This is a genomic window from Saccharothrix syringae, assembly GCF_009498035.1.
Lineage (GTDB): Bacteria > Actinomycetota > Actinomycetes > Mycobacteriales > Pseudonocardiaceae > Actinosynnema > Actinosynnema syringae.
In genome coordinates this window covers 7,460,357-7,477,319 of the sequence record NZ_CP034550.1, presented here as the reverse complement: position 1 = coordinate 7,477,319, position 16,963 = coordinate 7,460,357, and the positions used below count along the sequence as shown (strand labels likewise).

The 16,963-nt window shown below is 75.2% G+C and carries 12 protein-coding genes and 1 pseudogene; 10 read left to right on the top strand and 3 right to left on the bottom strand.

From position 1 onward, the window contains the following. Window positions 1-20: 20 nt before the first annotated feature. From mtnA to EKG83_RS48500, 4 genes and pseudogenes are all read left to right on the top strand, one after another. The gene (gene mtnA, locus EKG83_RS31600; protein ID WP_033429274.1) at window positions 21-974 is read left to right on the top strand and encodes an S-methyl-5-thioribose-1-phosphate isomerase; all 954 of its coding nucleotides are present in this window, start codon (window positions 21-23) and stop codon (window positions 972-974) included. A 28-nt stretch (window positions 975-1,002) separates the two neighbouring features. Next, the gene (locus EKG83_RS31595; protein ID WP_248782356.1) at window positions 1,003-2,880 is read left to right on the top strand and encodes a bifunctional aldolase/short-chain dehydrogenase; all 1,878 of its coding nucleotides are present in this window, start codon (window positions 1,003-1,005) and stop codon (window positions 2,878-2,880) included. A gap of 426 nt (window positions 2,881-3,306) precedes the next feature. Continuing rightward, complete coding sequence (locus tag EKG83_RS31590) at window positions 3,307-4,755, top strand: DHA2 family efflux MFS transporter permease subunit (RefSeq protein ID WP_033429276.1); 1,449 nt, start codon at window positions 3,307-3,309, stop codon at window positions 4,753-4,755. A gap of 766 nt (window positions 4,756-5,521) precedes the next feature. Continuing rightward, a pseudogene (locus EKG83_RS48500) lies at window positions 5,522-6,493 on the top strand (tetratricopeptide repeat protein); the annotation flags it as partial. Between the two features lie 260 nt (window positions 6,494-6,753). Here EKG83_RS48500 and EKG83_RS31580 read toward each other — a convergent pair. After that, the gene (locus EKG83_RS31580; protein ID WP_153278571.1) at window positions 6,754-10,110 is read right to left on the bottom strand and encodes an AfsR/SARP family transcriptional regulator; all 3,357 of its coding nucleotides are present in this window, start codon (window positions 10,108-10,110) and stop codon (window positions 6,754-6,756) included. A gap of 575 nt (window positions 10,111-10,685) precedes the next feature. Between EKG83_RS31580 and EKG83_RS49230 the strand changes: the two genes are divergently transcribed. The 5 genes from EKG83_RS49230 (at window position 10,686) to EKG83_RS31560 (ending at window position 15,096) form a co-directional block, all read left to right on the top strand. Further along, window positions 10,686-10,817: a hypothetical protein gene (locus tag EKG83_RS49230; protein ID WP_265590293.1), complete on the top strand. Its 132-nt coding sequence runs from the start codon at window positions 10,686-10,688 to the stop codon at window positions 10,815-10,817. 177 nt (window positions 10,818-10,994) lie between these two features. Continuing rightward, window positions 10,995-11,504 carry a hypothetical protein gene (locus tag EKG83_RS31575; RefSeq protein ID WP_033429279.1) on the top strand — a complete coding sequence of 170 codons (510 nt, stop codon included), beginning with the start codon at window positions 10,995-10,997 and terminating at the stop codon, window positions 11,502-11,504. A 97-nt stretch (window positions 11,505-11,601) separates the two neighbouring features. Then, window positions 11,602-12,588: a hypothetical protein gene (locus EKG83_RS31570; RefSeq protein WP_033429280.1), complete on the top strand. Its 987-nt coding sequence runs from the start codon at window positions 11,602-11,604 to the stop codon at window positions 12,586-12,588. Then, window positions 12,531-13,547 carry a GNAT family N-acetyltransferase gene (locus tag EKG83_RS31565; protein ID WP_153278570.1) on the top strand — a complete coding sequence of 339 codons (1,017 nt, stop codon included), beginning with the start codon at window positions 12,531-12,533 and terminating at the stop codon, window positions 13,545-13,547. Before EKG83_RS31570 ends, EKG83_RS31565 begins: the two co-directional genes overlap by 58 nt. A gap of 520 nt (window positions 13,548-14,067) precedes the next feature. Then, on the top strand, window positions 14,068-15,096 hold the full coding sequence (locus EKG83_RS31560) for a chymotrypsin family serine protease (protein WP_033429282.1): 1,029 nt from the start codon (window positions 14,068-14,070) through the stop codon (window positions 15,094-15,096). A gap of 155 nt (window positions 15,097-15,251) precedes the next feature. Here EKG83_RS31560 and EKG83_RS31555 read toward each other — a convergent pair whose 3' ends face one another. Beyond that, entirely contained in the window at window positions 15,252-15,590 is a 339-nt protein-coding gene (locus EKG83_RS31555) for a hypothetical protein (protein ID WP_153278569.1), read from the bottom strand. A gap of 130 nt (window positions 15,591-15,720) precedes the next feature. Here EKG83_RS31555 and EKG83_RS31550 point away from each other — a divergent pair, with 130 nt between their 5' ends. Further along, window positions 15,721-16,197 (top strand): macro domain-containing protein, encoded by a 477-nt coding sequence (locus EKG83_RS31550; RefSeq protein WP_033429350.1) that lies wholly within the window; start codon window positions 15,721-15,723, stop codon window positions 16,195-16,197. A 7-nt stretch (window positions 16,198-16,204) separates the two neighbouring features. Here EKG83_RS31550 and EKG83_RS31545 read toward each other — a convergent pair whose 3' ends face one another. Beyond that, window positions 16,205-16,912: an HAD family hydrolase gene (locus EKG83_RS31545; protein ID WP_033429284.1), complete on the bottom strand. Its 708-nt coding sequence runs from the start codon at window positions 16,910-16,912 to the stop codon at window positions 16,205-16,207. Window positions 16,913-16,963: the final 51 nt, after the last annotated feature.

The window sequence follows — 16,963 nt, the reverse complement described above, 5'->3', positions numbered from 1 at the left end:
AGACCGGGCACACTGGCCCCATGCGGACGATCGACTGGGTGGACGGCCGGATCATCGCGATCGACCAGACCCGGTTGCCGGACGTGCTCACCACCCTCCGGATCGACGCGGTCGACCAGCTCGTCGACGCCATCCGGCGGTTGGCCGTCCGCGGCGCGCCCGCGCTGGGCGTGGCCGGCGCGCTCGGGGTCGCCCTGGCCGCGCGCAACGGCGGCGACGTCCGCGCGGAGGCGGCGCGGCTGCGCTCCGCCCGACCGACCGCGGTCAACCTCGCCTGGGGCGTGGACCGGGTGCTGGCGCGGCTCGGCGAGGGCCTGGACGCCGTGGTGGCCGAGGCCGTGCACGTGCTGGAGGACGACGTCCGCCGCAACCGCGAGCTGGGGTTCCGGGGCGCGCGCTGGCTGGTCGACCGGCTCGGCGGCGGGCCGGTCAACGTGCAGACCCACTGCAACGCGGGCGCGCTCGCCTGCGTCGAGTGGGGCACCGCCCTCGGGGTGGTCCGGGCGTTGCGGGACAGCGGCGCGCTGGGGCACGTCTACGTGGACGAGACCCGGCCGCTGCTCCAGGGCAGCCGGCTGACCGCGTGGGAGCTGGCCCGCATGGGCGTCGCGCACACCGTCGTGGTCGACTCGGCCGGGCCGACCGTGATCGCCCGCGGCCTGGCCGACGCGGTCGTGGTCGGCGCGGACCGGATCGCGGCCAACGGCGACGTGGTCAACAAGATCGGCACGTACCCGCTGGCCCTGGCCGCCGCGCGGGCGGGCGTGCCGTTCGTGGTCGCGGCGCCCGAGTCGACCATCGACCCGGCCACCCCCGACGGCGCCCGGGTGGAGATCGAGGTCCGCGACCCGGCCGAGGTCGTGGGTGACCGCCCGACCGCCGCGCTGAACTACGCCTTCGACGTCACGCCGGCCGACCTGGTCACGGCGATCATCACCGACGAGCGGATCATCTGTGGAAAACCGGTGGGCTGAAACGCATACCGACCCCCTCGACGCCTGCGTGTACGGCTCGCGCCTGCTCGGCCGCGAACCCGACCTGGTCCTGCACGGCGGCGGCAACACGTCGGTCAAGACCGCGGTCGAGGACGTGACCGGCCGCGCCGTGGAGGTGCTGCACGTCAAGGGCAGCGGCTGGGACCTGGCGAGCATCGAGCGAGCGGGCTTCGCGCCGCTGCGGCTGGACCGGCTGCGCGAGCTGCTGACCGTGCCCGACCTGCCGGACCACCGGATGATGAACGAGCTGCGCTGCGCCCTGCTCGACGCGGGCGCGCCCGACCCGAGCGTGGAGACGCTGCTGCACGCGGCGCTGCCGCACCCCGCCGTGCTGCACAGCCACGCCGACGCCGTGATCACGCTGACCAACCTGAACCGGCCGCGGGTCGAGGAGGTCTTCGGCGACCGGGTCGTGGTGGTGCCGTACGTGATGCCCGGGTTCGCCCTGGCCCGCCGGTGCGCGGAGCTGTTCGCGCGGCACGCCGGGGAGCGGACGGTCGGCGTGGTCCTGATGAACCACGGCCTGTTCACCTTCGGCGAGGACACCGAGCAGGCGTACGCCCGGCACGTCGAGTTGGTCGACGCCGCCGAGACCTTCCTGGCGCGGCACCGGCCCGCGCGGCGGCCGGCGCCGCCCCTGCCGAGGGCCGACCACCGCGAGCTGGCCGCGCTGCGCCGGGAGATCTCGTCGGCGGCGGGGCACCCGGTGATCGTCAGCAGGCACACCGACCCCGCCACCGCGGCGTTCGTGGCCAGGCCGGACCTCGCCGACGTGGCCGGCCGCGGCCCGGCGACCCCCGACCACGTGATCCGCACCAAGCGGGTGCCGCTGGTCGGCCGGGACGTCGCCGGCTACGCGGCCGACTACCGCCGGTACTTCGAGGAGCACGCGCGACCCGGGCTGACCATGCTCGACCCGGCGCCCCGCGTGGTGCTCGACCCGGAGCTGGGCATGCTCACCGCGGGCAGGCGGGCCAAGGACGCGGACATCGCCCGGGACATCTACGCGCACACCGCCGACATCATCGAGCGCGCCGAGGCGCTGGGCGGCTACCGGGCGCTGCCGGCGGGCGACCTGTTCGACATGGAGTACTGGGAGCTGGAGCAGGCCAAGCTGCGGTTGGCGGGCGCGCCGGCCGAGTTCACCGGCGAGGTCGCGCTGGTCACCGGTGCCGCGTCCGGCATCGGCCGGGCCTGCGCGGAGGCGTTGCGGGCCAGGGGCGCGGCCGTGGTCGGCCTGGACCTGACGCCGACCACGAGCAGCACCGACTACCTGGGGCTGCGGGTGGACGTCACCGACGCGGCGGCGGTGGAGGAGGCGGTCGCCCGCGGGGTCGAGCGGTTCGGCGGGCTGGACGTGCTCGTCGCGTCGGCCGGGGTGTTCCCGGGCAACACGCCGATCGCCGAGCTGGACGCGGCGGCGTGGCAGCGCACGATGGCGGTCAACGCCGACTCCGTCGCCACCCTGCTCCGGGTGGCCCACCCGCTGCTGAAGTGCGCGCCGCGCGGTGGGCGGGTGGTGGTCGTGGCGTCCAAGAACGTGCCCGCGCCCGGGCCGGGTGCGGCGGCGTACTCGGCGTCGAAGGCGGCGGTGACGCAGTTGGCGAGGGTCGCGGCGCTGGAGTGGGCGGGTGACGGCATCCGGGTCAACTCGGTGCACCCCGACGCGGTGTTCGACACCGGGTTGTGGACCGCCGAGGTGCTCGCCCAGCGGGCCGCGCACTACGGGGTGAGCGTGGACGCCTACAAGCGGCGCAACCTGCTGGGGGCCGAGGTGACCAGTGCCGCGGTGGGGCGGTTGGTGGCGGAGATGTGCTCGGAGACCTTCGCCTGCACCACGGGGGCGCAGGTGCCGGTGGACGGGGGGAACGAGCGGGTGGTGTGAGCGGTTCGCGCCGGCGCCGGCTGACGCCGGCCGGTACCCGCCGCTGCCTGCCGCCCTCCCGCCTGCTTGCCGCCTGCTTGCCGCCCGCCTGCCGCAGCCCGCCTGCCGCCCGCCGCCTCCCGCCCGCCGCCGCTTCCTGCCTCCCGCTGCCTGCCGCCGCCGCCCGCCGCCGCTGCCTGCCTGCCCGCTGCCTGCCTGCCGCTGCCTGCCGCTGCCGCCCGCCGCCCCCGCTGCTGCCTGCCTGCCGCCGCTGCTCGCGCCATCCCGGCTCCGGCCCAACTCCAACCCCGGCCCCAACCGGCGCCCGTGCCCACCGCGGCCCCGGTTGCCCCGACGGGAAATGCGTCACGGGAATTCCCCGCGCGCCGGTAGGGTTGGGGGTGATCAGGGCTCTGTCGCCCGCTTTGTTTCCCTGGGGGATCCCGCATGACTTCCGCACGTGTGTCCGACGCCGCGACGGCGCCACCCGCGCTCAGCCGCGCCGATCGCGCCGTGATCGGCGTGCTGCTCGTGGCCACGTTCGTCGTCATCCTCAACGAGACGATCATGGGCGTCGCGCTCCCGGTGCTGCTGACCGAGCTGGACGTGACGGCGGCCGTGGGGCAGTGGCTCACCGCCGGGTTCCTGCTGACCATGTCGGTGGTGATCCCGGTCACCGGCTACCTCATCCAGCGGGTGCGCACGCAGGTGCTCTACGGCCTGGCGATGAGCCTGTTCAGCGCGGGCACGCTGATCGCGGCGCTGGCACCGGGCTTCGAGGTGCTGCTCGCGGCGCGCGTGGTGCAGGCGTGCGGCACGGCGATCATGCTGCCGCTGCTGATGACGACCGTGATGACGCTGGTGCCGCCGGCCCGCCGCGGCGCCGTGATGGGCAACATCTCGATCGTCATCTCCGTGGCACCCGCCATCGGGCCCACGGTGTCGGGCGTGGTGCTCGACCTGTTCGGCTGGCGCGCCATGTTCTGGGTGGTGCTGCCGATCTCGGTGGCGATGCTGCTGGTGGGCGTGCGCCGGGTGACGAGCATCGGCGAGTCGAGCAGCGCGCCGATCGACGTGCTGTCGGTGGTGCTGTCCGTGTTCGGCTTCGGCGGCCTGGTCTACGGCCTGTCGAGCATCGGGCACAGCGGCGGCGGTGGCTCGGTCGTGCTGTGGGGGGCGCTCGCGGTGGGCGTCGCGGGCATCGCGGCGTTCGTGCTCCGCCAGGTGTGGCTGCAGCGCCGCGAACGCGCCCTGCTGGACCTGCGGACGTTCGCCTTCCGCACGTTCACGCTGACCAGCGTCCTGATGATGGTCATGATGGGCCTGCTGCTCGGCGTCGCCACCATCCTGCCGATCTACACCCAGAACGTCCTGGCGATCGACCCGCTGGCCACCGGCCTGCTCCTGCTGCCGGGCGGCCTGCTGATGGGCCTGCTGTCGCCGTTCGTCGGCAGGCTCTACGACCGGGTGGGCCCGCGCCTGCTGCTGGTCGTCGGCACGGTCGCGACCAGCGCGTCGCTCTGGTTCGCCACCGGCTTCGACGCGGCGACGCCCGCCGCGCTGGTGCTGGTGTTCCACCTGGTGCTGAGCCTGGGCCTGGCGTTCTCGTTCACCCCGCTGTTCTCCGCCGGCCTGGGCGCCCTCCCGTCCCGGCTGTACTCGCACGGCAGCGCGATCTTCAGCACCACCCAGCAGCTGGCCGCCGCCGCGGGCGTCGCGCTGCTGGTGAGCGTGATGAGCGCGCGGGCGGCGGGCCTGGCCGCGTCCGGCGAGTCCGCCACGAGCGCCGAGATGGGCGGCCTGCACACGGCGCTGCTGCTCGCGGCGGTGCTCTCGGTGACGGCGGTGGCCGGTGCCTTCACGATCGGGCGCGGCAAGGCCGTCGACCCGGTGTGACGTTGGACCGCGCCCACGCCGGGTGGGCGCGGTCGCACCGGCGGTCGGGCCGTCGATCGGTCGGGTGAGTTCCGCTGACGCCGTCCGGCGCACCGGCGGTGCGGTGGGACGCTCGGCTCGTCAGTCCTCGACCGGACCGGGGAGGTGTCCTCCGGTGGTGGCGCCCGAGCCGGAACAGCCCGACCCCAGGCGCACCGACGTGGCCAACACCGCGTCCGGTGCAGTGGGCGGGTTGGTGCAGGCCGGTGTCGTGCACGGTGACGTGCACCTGCACGCGGCACCGCCACCTCCTCCCTCGTCGGTGGTGCCGCGGCAACTGCCCGCCGCGGCCTGGCCGCCGCCGACCCGGCCGTCGCGGGTGCGGCGGTGTCGATTTCGGCGATCGGTGGGGCCGGGGGATCGGCAAGACCTGGTTGGTCCTGGCGTGGGCGCACCGCCGGCTGGACCGGTTCCCCGACGGGCAGCTGTTCGTCGACCTGCGGGGGTTCAGCCCCGCGGGTGAGCCGGTGGCGGCCGGGACGGCGGTGCGCGGGTTCCTCGACGCCCTCGGCGTCGACCCCGACCGACCTGGACGCGCAGGCCGCGCTGTACCGGACCCTGGTCGCGGGCAGGCGGATGCTGGTCGTGCTGGACAACGCCGCCACCACCGCCCTGGCCGAGACAGCCGCCGAGCTGCGTGAACTGGGCCTGGAGGTGCTCGACCACGACACCAACCCGGCCGCCGGCCTGCCCGCCGTGCTGTCCTGGTCCCTGCGCCGGCTCACCGATGCCCAGCGCACCGCGTTCGGGCTGCTGGGCGTCGCACCCGGTCCGGACACCACCCTGCCCGCCGTGGTGGCCCTCACCGGCCTGCCCGAGGCCCGCGCGCGCAGGGCGCTGTCGGCGCTGGAAGGGGCATCGCTGGTCGAACGACGCCCGCACGGCCGGTACGCGATGCACGACCTGGTCCGCCACTACGCCGCCACCACACCCCTGCCCGGCGGTGCGGCGGGAGGCCGCCCTGGCCCGAGTGATCGACTTCCACCTGCGCACCGCCCACGCCGCCGACCGCCTCCTCAACCCCCACCGCGACCTGCCGCGCCCCGATCCGCCCGCGCCCGGCGTCCACCCGCACCCGCTGCCCGACGTCGCCGCCGCGGCGGCCTGGCTGGAGGCCGAGCACGCCACCCTCCTGGCCACCCAGCGCACCGCCGCCGTGCTCGGTCGGCACCGGGTCGTCTGGAGCCTCGCCTGGGCGTTGGAGACCTTCCACACCCGGCGGGGGCACCTGCGCGACGCGCTCGCCTCGTGGCAGGCCGCGCTGGACGCCGCCGCCCGCCTGCGCGACCCCGCCACCCGCATCCGCGCCCACCGGTTCGTCGGCTACGCCTGCTCCCGGCTGGGCCGGCACGCCGAGGCCGTCGGACACCTGGACCGGGCCCTGGCCCTGGCCGTGCGCCACCGCGACCCGGCCCAACGGGCGCACACCCACGAGTTGCTCGCAGTCGCGTGGGAACGGCAGGGGGACGACCGGCGGGCCCTGGAGCACGCCCGGCGCGCCCTCGGCCTCCACCGCGCCCTCGACCACCCGGAGTGGGAAGCCGACACGCTCAACGCGGTGGGCTGGTACGCCGCGCGCCTGGGCGAGTTCGACACCGCCCGCGACCACTGCCGCGCCGCCCTCGCCCCGCACCGGCGCCACCACGACCGCGACGGTGAGGCGGCCACCCTGGACAGCCTCGGCTTCGTCGCCCACCGCACCGGTCAACACCGGCCGGCCCTCGACCACTACCGGCAGGCCCTCGCCCTGTTCCGCGCCCTCGGCCACACCTACGAGATCGCGAGCACCCCAGACCGCGTGGGGCACCCCCACGCCGCCTCGGGGCAGCACCGGGAGGCCCGTGCGGCGTGGCGGGAGGCGCTGGAGCTGTACCGGGAACAAGGCCGCGACACCGACGCCCAGCGCGTCCGACGACAACTCCAGGACCTCGACGACCCCGCCGACACCCGAGCCGGTGCTCACCCCACCGGCCGGGCGATCGCGCACCGGAAGCACGTCGTCGCCTCGCCGTCCGGGGCCAGCAGGTGGCGCCTGGCGTACTCGGCGTCGGCCACGCCGTCCGGGTACAGGTCCAGGGCGCGTTCCCAGTGCCGCCGCGCCTCGGCCCGGTCACCGCGCGCCAGCGCCACGTGCGCGAAGCCCTCCGCCGCGCGGGCCTCGTAGCGCCGGGCGCCGCACCGCCTGGACTGCTCCTCCGCCTGCGCGAACACCTTGTGCGCCTGGTCCAGGTCGGCCAGCGCCACGGTGACCTCACCGATCGCGTCCAGCACCTCGCACTCCAGCCGCGGCAGGTCGAGCTTGCGGGCCAGCGCCAGCGAGCGCCGCCCCAGGTCCAGGGACTCGACCAGATCGCCCAGGCACCGCCGCGCCGTGCACAGGCCCAGCAGCGCCCATGCCTCGCCCAGCTCGAAACCGCTCTCCTGGCTGGTGCGCAGGATTCCCTCGAACTCGCGCACCGCCTCCTCGTGCCTGCCCTGGTAGTGGTGCACGGCGGCGATGCTCCACGACGTCAGCGGCCCGGCGTGGGGGAAGCTGCTGCGCGACGCCATGACCAGCGCGCGGCCCAGGTAGGTCAGCGCCTCGTCGTACTGCCCCAGGTCGCGGTGGACGAGGCCGAGGCTGTTGGTGACCGACGCGTGCAGCAGCGTGTGGGGCGCGTGCGCGGTCAGCGCCTCGGCCGTGCGGAACGCCTCCAGGGCCTCGGTCAGGCGGTCCTCGACCAGGTACAGCCCGCCCAGCTCGTCGAGCTGGGCCGACTCGGCGTCGCGGTCGCCCAGCTCCGCGGCGATCTCCAGCGCCTGCCGCAGGTACCGCCTGGCCTCGTCGGCCGACCGGCGCTCCCGGCACACCACGGCCAGCCCGTGCAGGCACGCCGACTCGCCGCGGCGGCTCCCGGCCTCCCGGGCGGCCCGCAGCCCGCCCTCGAACAGCTCGAACGACCCCTCGCCGTAGTTGCGCATCCGCAGCATCGGCTGGAGCGCGCAGGCGAACTGCCAGGCGTGCCGGTGCCAGCCGTGCGCCGCGGTGTAGCGGGCCACGGCCAGCAGGTTGCGGTGCTCGACGCCCAGGATCTCCACGGCGTGGTTGGCCGAGGAGGCCGGTCGCACGTGCGCCGGCGGCCGGTCCACCTCGGGCGGCCGGGGGTGGACGCGGTTGTCCAGGTCCGACGACCACAGGTGCGCGGCGTAGAGGTAGTAGTCGAACAGGCGGTGCAGCGCCGCCCGGCGCTGGTCCTCGCCCTCGGCGTCGGCGAGGATCTGGTGCGCGCAGTCCCGCACCAGGTCGTGGAAGTAGAAGCGCCCGGTGGTGTTCTGCTTGAGCAGGTTGTCGTCGAACAGCGCGTCCAGGTCGTACTCGGCCTGGTCCAGCGAGCAGCCGGCCAGCGCGGCGGCGGTGTAGGCGTCGAAGTCCGTGCCCGGGTGGAGGCTGAGCAGCCGGAACAGCCGCTGCCGCGACGCGGGCAGGTAGCGGTAGGACAGCCCGATCACCGACATCACGCTGCGGTCGTCGACCTGGAGGAACTGCCGGCGGCGGGTCTGGTCGCCCAGGCGGTCCACCAGGTCGGCGACCGTCCACGTGGTCCGGTCCCGCAGGCGCGCCGCGGCGATCCGGATGGCCAGCGGCAGCCTGCCGCACAGCTCCACCGCCCTGACCACCGCCTTGCGCTGGCCCGCCACCCGCGACGCGCCCACCACGCGGGTGAACAGCGCGACCGCGTCGTCGGGCGGCAGCACGTCCAGGGGCATCGGCACGGCGCCGTCGAGCGCGGTGAGCTTGCGCCTGCTGGTGACCAGCACCAGCACGCCCGCCGTCCCGGGCAGCAGCGGCCGCACGTGCGCGGCGTCGACGGCGTTGTCCAGGATCAGCAGCGCCCGCCTGCCCGCCAGGTGCGACCGCCACAGGGCGCTGCGCCCCTCCACGCCGGAGGGCACCAGCTCCGGTGGCACGCCGCTGTCCCGCAGCAGCGCGTCCAGGGCCTGGGCGGGGGTGAGCGGGTCCACGCCGGGGCTGAAGCCGTGCAGGTCGATGAAGTACTGGCCGTCGGGGTAGTCCTCGGCGATGCGGTGGGCCAGGTGCACGGCCAGGGTCGTCTTGCCGACCCCGCCCATGCCGTCGATCGCGGAGATGACCAGGGCGGTCGGCAGGGCGTCGCGGGTCTCGGCGAGCAGGCGGACCAGCTCGGCCGAGCGGCCGGAGAAGTCGGCGGTGTCGTGCGGCAGGTAGGACTTCGGGGAGGGTTCGGCGGGGGAGCGCGCGCCGCCGGGTGCCGCCGCGGTGGGTGGCGGGGTGGCGCCGGGGACCGGGGGCGGCTCCGGCGCGGTCCGGTCCGGTGCGACCCGGTGCAGTGCGGCTCGTTCGAGTGCGGCCCGCTCGAACGCGGCCCGGTCGAGTGCGGCCCGGTCGAGTGCGGGCTGGTCGAGTGCGGCCCGGTCGGGTGCGGCCCGGTCGGGTGCGGGCTGGTCGGGTGCGGCCTGGTTCGGCGCCGTCCGGTCGAGCGCCGTCCGGTCGAGCGCCGTCCGGTCGAGCGCCGTCCGGTCGAACGCGGTCCGCTCACCCGCCGGCGGGCGCGGCGGGCCGGCGACGCTGCCGTCGAGGATTGCCGCGTGCAGCTCCCGCAGCTCGGCACCCGGGTCCAGGCCCAGCTCGTCGGCCAGCAGCCGCCGGCCCTCCTCGTAGGCGGCCAGGGCCTCGGCCTGCCGCCCGCTGCGGTGCAGGGCCAGCATCAGCGACCCGCGCAGGGACTCCCGCAGCGGGTGGTCGGCCACCAGCCCGCGCAGGTCGGCGACGACGGAAGCGGCCTCGCCCAGGCCGAGCCGCAGCGACATCAGGGTTTCCACGGCGGTCAGCCGCTGCTCGTCCAGGCTCGCCGCCGCGTTCGCGATCGCCCGACCGCCCACGCCCGCCAGCGCGTCACCCCGCCACAGCTCCAGCGCCGCGCCCAGCAGCCGCACGGCCTCCGCCGGCCGGCCCCCGGCCTCGGCCCGCCCGGCGTCGCGGACCAGGGCGTGGAAGCGGTCGGCGTCCAGCGACCCCGCGGGCAGGTCGAGCCGGTAGCCCACGTCCGTCCGCACCAGGGCGTGGTCGCCGGGCACCGCGGCGAGCGTCTTGCGCAGGCCGGTCACCGCGTTGTGCACCTGCTGGCGCACCGACGAGGGCGGCTCGTCCCACAGTTCGTCGACCAACCGGTCGACCGGCACGACGCGGTTGGCGTTGAGCAGCAGCAGGGCCAGCAGCCGTCGCTGGCGCACGCCGGGTATGCGCACCACTTCGCCGGACGACCGCACTTCGAGGGGCCCGAGGACCAGGAATTCCACCGACCGCCACCTTACGACCTCAACCGCCCGCCGCACCTCGTCCACCCCCTGCTGCCGCACGGGTTTCCCGTGAGTAGGCGACGAGTAGTGCGCGAGTAGCGCACCCCGCTAAAGTTAGCGTCACCCGCTGCGTGGGGGCGCAGCCGGGATCATCGCTCGAACCGGGGGGAACGATGCGATCACTCGTCATGGAGTTCGTCGTGGGCTCGGCGCTGCCCGCCGCGTGGTCGGCCGGTGCGCTCGTGGCCGACGCCCCGCCACCGGGAGCGATCCGCCGCTGACCGAGGCCGCCGGGGGGCGGGATCGGGCCGGGTTGGACCGGGCTGGGCGGACCTGACCGGATTGAGGTCGGGCCGAATGGGACCGGGCGGCCGCGAACGGCGGTCCGCCCGTGGCCGTGGTGGGTGGTTCGCCCGCGGCCGGGGACCGGGGTGACCTGCGGGTCCGTGGTTCCCACGTGAAGTGGTGCGCGTGTGGCGCACCGGGTTAAGGTTGGTATTACCCGCTGCATGGGGGTGCAGCCGGGATCATCGCTCGAACCGGGGGGAACGATGCGATCATTCACCATTGGGTTGATGCTGTCCGCCGCACTGCTGATCGGTGCGGTGCTGACCGGCGAGTCGCCGACCGGGGCGCCGGACGAGGGGGTCGGCCGGCAGAACGAAGTCGTCCTCGACGCGCCGTCGCCCGGGACCATCCGCTGGTGAGCGGGCCGACGCGGGAACGGGTCCGTGCGACCGCCGGGAAGTCCGGCCCAGCGGCGGCTCGGCGGCCGCGGGCGACATCGGATCGACGGGGGTGGGCGCCGGCGACCTGGTGACGGCAAGGGCGGCGGGAGCGACGCGCGCGCTCGGGCGGTCCGCGGTTTCCTCGTCACGGCCACGGTGCTGCTGAGCACCTTCGCCATGGCGTGCGCGGCCGAGTTCGACGTGGGGCTCCTGCCGGGGACGGCGGTGCGGAAGCTGGACGCCTACCGCGTGCTGTGGCCGCAGAGGTGGACGTTCTTCACCGGGCTGGGGCGGGACGTCGTCGTCGCCTACCGGGTCGGCGACGACGGCCTGCTCACCAGGGCGCACGAACGCGTCCGCTGGACCGACGAGGTCGGCGGCCTGGGGCGGGCGGGCGAGTCGCGGCTGGTCGAGGTCAGGCGCGTCGCCTTCGAGGTGCCTGACCGGTACTGGCAGCGCTGCGGCCAACTGGTCGACGGGCGGTGCCAGTTCCAGCCGGACTTCGCGCACCCCTACCGGGTGGAGAACCCGCTGCCGGGTGCGGGGCTGTGCGGGCGGGTGGCCGTGGCCGTCGAGCGGGTGACGCCGCCGACGGTCGGGCACCTGCCCGCGCCGCCGCGCCACGTGTACCGGATCGCCGTGGTGGAGTTGCGGTGCACGGCGTGAGGCGGGTGCCGGTGCGACCAGTCCGCACCGGCGTGCCACGCGCACCGGACCGCCGTGGTGCGCCTGTGGTGCACCGGGCGGCCGCGGGAGGCCCGTCGTGAACCGGGTCGACCGGGTGCTGGCGCGCATCGGCCGCGCCGCCGAGCACCACGACCCGCGGGGCCTGCCGCTCGCCTTCGGGCGCAGCGCCCTGGCGGCGGCGCAGTTGGCGGTGCTCGCCGCCAACTCGGACCGGGTCCTGTTCCACAGCACGGTGACCTGGGACTGCGACGGCGTCCGCGCCCCGGGCCTGTGGTGCCTCACCGGCACCGCGGGCCCGGGCGCGGTGCTGGCCCGGGCCGTCGCGGTGGTGGTGCTGGTCGCGGTGCTCGTCGGGTTCCGCCCGCGGTGGACGTGCGTGCCGCACTGGTACGTGGCGTTCAGCTTCGCGGCGGACGCGACCGCCACGAACGGCGGTGACCGGGTCACCCAGGTGGCCACCGCACTGCTGGTGCCGCTGTGCCTGGGTGACGACCGGGTGTGGCAGTGGGGCGCGGTGCGCGGCCCGCTGCCGCCCCACTGGCGCGGCGCCGCGCTGGCCGGGCTGCTCGGGATCCGGGTGCAGCTCTGCCTGATGTACCTGGCCGCGGCGGTGTCGAAGCTCGGCGACCCGGAGTGGCGCCGGGGTACCGCGCTGCACCTGGTGCTCCACGACCCGGACTACGGGGCGTCGGCGTCGGTGCGCGACGCCCTCGGGCCGGTCCTGGGCTCGTACTGGCTGATGGCACTGGCCACGTGGGCGGTGATCGCCGCGCAGCTCGTGCTCGCGGTCACCGTGCTGGGCGGTCCGGCGGCGCGCCGGGCGGCCCTGGTGCTGGGCACCGCCCTGCACGTGGCGATCGGGGTCGTGCTGAACCTGCCGGCCTTCGGGCTGGCGGTGATCGCTCTGCTGGTCGTCGGCTGCGCCGCGCCGGGGTCCGGCGGGCCGGTCGAGGGGGAACGGGAAGGGGGTGCCCGGTGGTGGGCAGCGCAGGGGTGGGTGTCGCGGTGGGTGGCTTCACGGTGGAGCCGTTCGACCCGGGACGGGCCGGGGAGGCGGAGCTGACCGCGTGCCACGCGGTGATGGCCGAGTCGTGGGCCGAGGAGCGGCCGGACGAGCCGCCGCTGACCCGCGAGCAGGCCGCCGGGCAGCTGATCACGCCCATGCCCGGTGCGGGTGCGATGGCGCACTGGGTCGCGCGGCGGCGCGGTCGGGTCGTCGGCCTGGCCGCGGTGTCCTGCCCGGAGACCGAGAACACCGACCTGGCGCTGGTCGAGGTCATGGTGGCGGGGGCCGCGCGCGGGCAGGGCGTCGGCACGGCCGTGCTGCGCGAGCTGCTGCCCGGGGTGCTGGCGCGCGGTCGGCGGGCGGTGGAGGGCTGGGTGCCCGCGCGGGGGCCCGGCCGGTGCTGGACGACCGCGCTGGGGTTCCGGCCGGTGCGGTCCGTGGCGGTGCAGGCGCTGCTGGTCGCCGGGGCGGACCGCGCGCGGTGGGACGTCCCGGTGCCGGCCGGCTACCGGGCGCGGCGGTGGCTGGGGCGGGCGCCGGACGACCTCGTCGGGTCCTACGCCGCCGCCCGCTGCGCCATCCACGACGCGCCGCTGGGCGAGTCGGGGTTCCGGCCGCCGGCGTGGACGGTGGAGCGGGTGCGGGCGGCGGAGGCCGAGCTGCGGGAGCAGGGCGCCGAGCAGCGGGTCGTGGTGGCCGTGCACGAGGCGACCGGCGAGGTGGCCGGGCTGACCGAGGTGGCGGTGTACCCGCACCGGCCGGACCGGTGCTACCAGGGCGACACGGCGGTGCGGGCCCGCCACCGCGGCCGCGGGCTCGGCCGGTGGATCAAGGCCGAGCAGGTCCGGTGGCTGCTGGCCGACCACCCCGGCATCGAGCGGGTCCAGACCTCCACCAACAGCGACAACACCCACATGCTCCGGGTCAACGGCGAGCTGGGCTACACCACGGTGCGCACCGTGGTCGCGATGAGCCACGACGCGTCGGCGCTCGCGGACGCGCTCGTCCGCCGGTGAGTAGTCCACCGATCCCGTTTCGGTAGTCGCCGCTGCGAGGGTTCTGCCAGGTGACCCGGGGGGCGGGCAGGGACTCAGCGGTCATGGGGGTGCGCCGAGCCCCTGCCCACGGGTCACCCGACCGGGTGCCCCTCGCGCGCCCGGTCACCGGTGGGGGGCGGGTGCGAGCGGTGGCGGTGCTGGCGGGCCCGACCACCGCCGTTCACCCGCGGCGGTACCGGCCCGTGCGGCAGCCAGGCCCGCGGGGCGCGACGTTCGGAGCAACTTCCCGTCGAACACCTCCCGTGCGCGCGGTGGGCGATAGCATGTCGGCGATTCGGCAGCCGAACGGTTCCACGCGATCCTCTCGCCCGCACGACCTCGCCCACGCCCGGCCCGGGTGCGGTCAAGGCCGACCGCATGGAGGAACTACGTGCCCACCCCCCGAAGAAGTGCGCTGGCCTGTTTGTCCGCGATTCTCGTCCTGCCTTTCGGTGCGATTCCGGCGCACGCGGACGGGGCGCTACCCGTCGAAAGCCGGTTGCAGGCACTGGTCGACGACAAAGGGGCCCTGGGCTTCTACTACGACCGCCGGCGCGACGACTACGTCGTGGTGCTGCCGGCCACCGGACCGGGCAGCGCCGACCTCACCCCCGCCGATCCCGCCTTCGCCGCCCTCGCCGCCGACCGCGTCGCGCCGGCGGTGGAGCGCAGCGCCACCACGCGGGCCGCGATCGACGAGTTCGACCGGCGCATACGCGCTGAAGTGCGGCGGAGCAACGGCGGGTACGTGTTCGGCTCCGCCTTCGACCTCGCCCGCGACGTCATGGTGGTCACCTCCGACGCCCCGCGCGACGTCGTCCGGTCGCTCGCCGCGGGCCTGCCGATCGCGGTGGAGCACCGGTACGGCACGGGCGGCCGGACCTCCAGGCAGTACGACTCGGCCCCGTTCCGGGGCGGCGCGGCCATCACCGTCGGAACGGCGGCGTGCACCAGCGGGTTCACCGTGAAATCGCCGCAGGGCGACCGCTACCTGCTCACCGCGGGGCACTGCGGCCACGTGCCGGGCGTGCCGATCGGCCGGCCGGTGTCGAACACCGGCAGCGGCGCGTTCATGGGCTACTTCTACAACTGGAACTACCCGGAGCGGGACATCGCGCTCATCGGCCAGTTGAATTCCGCCAACGCCTACAACCACTACATCTACGTCGGCAACGCGACCGGCACGGTGAAACGGGTGGGCGGTGCGGCGGACCCCGTCGCGAACACCACCGGCAACTGCCACAGCGGTGTGGTCACCTTTGAGCAGTGCGGGCACCGCGTCGTCACCACCAGCGGCCAGTACTGCGACGCGAACGGCGCCTGCACCCGCGACGTCATCGCCTTCGACCAGGGCACCGGGCCGACGAACGGCGACTCCGGCGCGCCGTTCTACTCCTACAACTCCGACCGGAGCGCGGTCACCGTCCACGGGATCGTCATCGCGCGCGCCGGCAGCGTCTACTTCGCCGAGAAGTGGAGCCTGATCGCCAGTACGCAGGGCGTCGGCATCGTGACCTCGACGCCGTAGAGCGCGCCCGGCGCCGGAACCCGCGGCCACGCACACGACCGGAAGGAGGGCGCGGTCCCGGAAGGCAACGCACATCCGGGAGAACGCGCCGCAGTGCGCCGAACCGTTCGGCCTGGACTCCTACCACTGGACGCCCAGCGGCGTGCCGAACTCCGTCATGAAGGCCGGCAGCTCGCCGCTGATCCCCCTGCCGGCGCCGCGGCCTGCCCGACCCAGCGGCAGAACATGACACCGAGTTCGGCGGCATGAACGAGGTGCCGGCCAACCTCCACCAGCTCACCGGCAACCCCGCCCAGTACGTCGAAGGTGACGCCAAAGGCCGACTGTCCTATCACGACACCAACGACAACGAGTTCCACCAACAACATCCCGGGCAGCTCGAACTGGGCGGTGGCGGAGGACGTGGCCGGGCCGCGTCCCCGCACCGACGCGCGGGTCGGGCTGTGGCCGATCAACACCAACGGCACCTGCGCCTGCACCGCCGACCGGCTCACCAGGGTGCTCCACGACCCGGCCACGGGCGCGGTCCCCTTCCCCAGCGGGTCCGGTTCGGTCGGGTACCGGCGCAGGGTGCCGCCGTGTCGGCTTCCCACACCGCGCCCCGGCGCCGGTAGCATCGTCGGCGTGCAGGCGCTGCGGATCATCAAGGGCGACGCGACGAGCCCCCAGGCCAAGGGCCCGAAGGTCATCGCGCACGTCTGCAACGACCTCGGCGGGTGGGGCAAGGGCTTCGTCCTGGCGATCTCGAAGCGGTGGCCGGAACCGGAACGCGCCTACCGCTCCTGGCACCGCGCCCGCGCCGGCAACGACTTCGCCCTCGGCGCCACCCAGCTGGTCCAGGTCCGCCCCGACACGTGGGTGGCGAACATGGTGGCGCAGCACGGCATCCGCACCGGCAGCGGCGGCCCGCCGATCCGCTACGACGCGGTGGCGCGCTGCCTGGCCACCCTCGCCGACCACGCGCTGAGGCTCGGCGCGAGCGTGCACATGCCCCGCATCGGGTGCGGTCTGGCCGGTGGGAAGTGGGAGCTCGTCGAACCGCTCGTCACCGAGGCGCTGTCGGCCCGCGACGTGCCGACCACGGTGTACGACTTCGACTGAGCGCGGCTCACCGGTCCGGCGCGATGAGCAGGCGGTGCACCAGCCCGCTGTCCGTCAGGTCGTCGAGCACGTCGACCGCTCCCGCGGCTCGCAGTTCCGCGGTGCTGCTGCGCCCGGTCGCCACCGCGACGACCCGGACCCCGGCGGCGTGCGCGGCCTCCACGTCACGTGGCGTGTCACCGACGAGCACGGTGTGGGTCCGGTCGAACAGCACACCGGTTCGTTCGGCAGCCCGCTGCCGGGCTATGTGCACCAGCTCGGCGCGGACGTGGTGGTCGCCGCCGTAGGCGCTCGCGTCGAGGTCGAGGTAGCGGGCCAGGCCGAAGGTCTCCAACTTCACGTGCGCGACCGACCGCAGGTTGCCGGTCAGCACGCCCTGGTGGATCACCGAGTCCTCGGCCAGGACCGCCAGGGTCTCCCGCGCACCGGGGAGCACCCGGCCGCGTTCGGCCAGCTCGGCACGGGCGGCTTCGTAGGCTGCGGTCAGGGCCTCGGCCAGTCGCGCCACGTTGGTCGCCGTCGGCTCCATGCCGTGCAGTTCCAGGGTTTCGGCGATGATGTCCGGCTCCGTCCGGCCGGTCACGTCGGCCAGGTCGACGAAGGGGCGACCGAAGGCGGCGGGCACGGCGCGGACGTACATCTCGCGCCCGACGCCGCGCGACTGGAGCAGCGTGTGGTCGATGTCCCAGAGCACGAGCAGTTGGGGTGTGATCATGGTGGCCAGTGTGTCAGCCCGTCGACCCGGCGCCGCACCACGTAGCATCGT

Coding starts and splice junctions, on each gene's coding strand:
- mtnA (WP_033429274.1), top strand. CDS start 21: ATGCGGACGATCGACTGGGTGGACGGCCGGATCATCGCGATCGACCAG.
- EKG83_RS31590 (WP_033429276.1), top strand. CDS start 3,307: ATGACTTCCGCACGTGTGTCCGACGCCGCGACGGCGCCACCCGCGCTC.
- EKG83_RS49230 (WP_265590293.1), top strand. CDS start 10,686: ATGCTGTCCGCCGCACTGCTGATCGGTGCGGTGCTGACCGGCGAGTCG.
- EKG83_RS31545 (WP_033429284.1), bottom strand. CDS start 16,912: ATGATCACACCCCAACTGCTCGTGCTCTGGGACATCGACCACACGCTG.